The sequence below is a fragment of the Streptomyces sp. ActVer genome (assembly GCF_027270795.1).
In the GTDB taxonomy this organism is placed as follows: Bacteria; Actinomycetota; Actinomycetes; order Streptomycetales; family Streptomycetaceae; genus Streptomyces; species Streptomyces umbrinus_A.
This window is the reverse complement of record NZ_JAPWHT010000785.1, coordinates 1-2,382: the sequence shown is the minus strand read 5'-3', so window position 1 is coordinate 2,382 and position 2,382 is coordinate 1. Positions and strand designations below refer to the sequence as shown.

The 2,382-nt window shown below is 68.8% G+C and carries 2 protein-coding genes and 1 pseudogene; all 3 read left to right on the top strand.

Annotation, left to right across the window (positions count from 1 at the left end):
* Positions 1-390: pseudogene (locus O3Q52_RS52020) on the top strand (leucyl aminopeptidase); the annotation flags it as partial.
* 293 nt (positions 391-683) lie between these two features.
* Positions 684-2,072, top strand: coding sequence for a dihydrolipoyl dehydrogenase (lpdA, locus tag O3Q52_RS52015; protein ID WP_055618698.1), 1,389 nt, complete (start codon positions 684-686; stop codon positions 2,070-2,072).
* 67 nt (positions 2,073-2,139) lie between these two features.
* A partial coding sequence (locus O3Q52_RS52010) for a biotin/lipoyl-containing protein (RefSeq protein ID WP_332113030.1) occupies positions 2,140-2,382 on the top strand: 243 nt, incomplete at its 3' end.

Genomic DNA, 2,382 nt, shown 5'->3' with positions numbered 1-2,382 from the left:
CTGACCGGCGCGATGATGCTGGCGCTGGGGAACCGGACGTTCGGCGTCATGGCGAACGACGACTCGTTCCGCACGGCGGTGTACGAGGCCGCCGAGGAGGTCGGCGAGGCGGCGTGGCCGATGCCGCTGCCGGACCACCTGAAGAAGGGGATGGACTCCCCGACCGCCGACATCGCGAACATGGGCGAGCGGTACGGCGGTGGCCTGGTCGCCGGGTTGTTCCTGAAGGAGTTCGTGGGTGAGGGCATCACCTGGGCGCACCTCGATATCGCCGGGCCTGCCTTCAATGAGCAGGGGCCGTTCGGGTACACGCCCAAGGGGGGTACGGGGTCTGCTGTGCGTACGTTGGTTCGGCTTGCCGAGCTGACGGCTGCCGGGGATTTGGGCTGACGCCCGCCCGATAGCCCGGTTCCGCTCGCCATACGGCGGGTGCGGGTCGGGTGTGGCTGGTCGCGCAGTTCCCCGCGCCCCTTCGGGGCGCCCCCGAAGGGGCGCGGGGCCTCCGTGTGATCGATCAGACGTCTCACTGCCCGGCCCGGCGTCCCGCTCGGCGCCGACAGGTGCGAAGATGGGTTCTCGGCAGGACAGGGCCCACCTCAGGGCCGAAGAAAGAGCGGCCGGACACCAGCCGCCGCCCGGTCGACGCAGACCGGCGTACGGCGCACATGCATGGAGGACGTGACGTGGCGAACGACGCCAGCACCGTTTTCGACCTAGTGATCCTCGGCGGTGGTAGCGGCGGCTACGCCGCGGCCCTGCGCGGAGCGCAGCTGGGCCTGGACGTCGCCCTGATCGAGAAGAACAAGCTCGGCGGCACCTGCCTGCACAACGGCTGCATTCCCACCAAGGCCCTGCTGCATGCCGGCGAGATCGCCGACCAGGCACGCGAGGCGGACCAGTACGGTGTCCTGACGACTTTCCAGGGCATCGACATCAACGCCGTCCACAAGTACAAGGACGACGTGATCAGCGGCCTCTACAAGGGCCTGCAGGGCCTCGTGGCCTCGCGCAAGGTGACGTACATCGAGGGTGAGGGCCGTCTGTCGTCCCCCACGTCCGTGGACGTCAACGGCCAGCGCATCCAGGGCCGTCACGTGCTCCTCGCGACCGGCTCCGTGCCGAAGTCGCTGCCGGGCCTGGAGATCGACGGCAACCGCATCGTCTCCTCGGACCACGCGCTGAAGCTGGACCGCGTCCCGCAGTCCGCGATCGTGCTGGGCGGCGGCGTCATCGGCGTCGAGTTCGCCTCCGCGTGGAAGTCCTTCGGCACCGACGTCACGGTCATCGAGGGGCTCAAGCACCTCGTGCCGGTGGAGGACGAGAACAGCTCCAAGCTTCTTGAGCGCGCCTTCCGCAAGCGCGGCATCAAGTTCAACCTCGGCACGTTCTTCGAGAAGGCCGAGTACACGCAGGACGGCGTCCGCGTGACCCTGGCCGACGGCAAGACCTTCGAGGCCGAGATCCTCCTGGTCGCCATCGGCCGCGGGCCGGTCTCCGCCGGTCTCGGCTACGAGGAGCAGGGCGTCGCGCTGGACCGCGGCTACGTCCTCGTCGACGAGTACATGCGCACGAACGTGCCGACCATCTCGGCCGTCGGTGACCTGGTCCCGACGCTCCAGCTCGCGCACGTCGGCTTCGCCGAGGGCATCCTGGTCGCGGAGCGTCTCGCCGGTCTGAAGACCGTTCCGATCGACTACGACGGCGTGCCGCGGGTGACGTACTGCCACCCCGAGGTCGCCTCCGTCGGTATCACCGAGGCCAAGGCCAAGGAGATCTACGGTGCGGACAAGGTCGTCGCTCTGAAGTACAACCTCGCGGGCAACGGCAAGAGCAAGATCCTCAAGACCGCGGGCGAGATCAAGCTCGTCCAGGTCAAGGACGGTGCCGTGGTCGGCGTCCACATGGTCGGCGACCGCATGGGCGAGCAGGTCGGCGAGGCCCAGCTGATCTACAACTGGGAGGCGCTGCCCGCCGAGGTCGCGCAGCTCATCCACGCCCACCCGACCCAGAACGAGGCGATGGGCGAGGCCCACCTCGCCCTGGCCGGCAAGCCGCTGCACTCGCACGACTGACCGACCCTCGGTCAACTCACGACGCGACGACACAGACTTCCGCAATTCGTAAGGAGCAACCGAAACCATGGCGGTTTCCGTAACCCTTCCGGCGCTCGGCGAGAGCGTCACCGAGGGCACTGTCACCCGCTGGCTGAAGGCCGAGGGCGAGCGCGTCGAGGCCGACGAGCCGCTGCTCGAGGTGTCCACCGACAAGGTCGACACCGAGATCCCCTCCCCTGCCGCCGGCGTGCTCGCCTCCATCAAGGTCGCCGAGGACGAGACGGTCGAGGTCGGCGCCGAGCTGGCCGTCATCGACGACGGCTCCCGC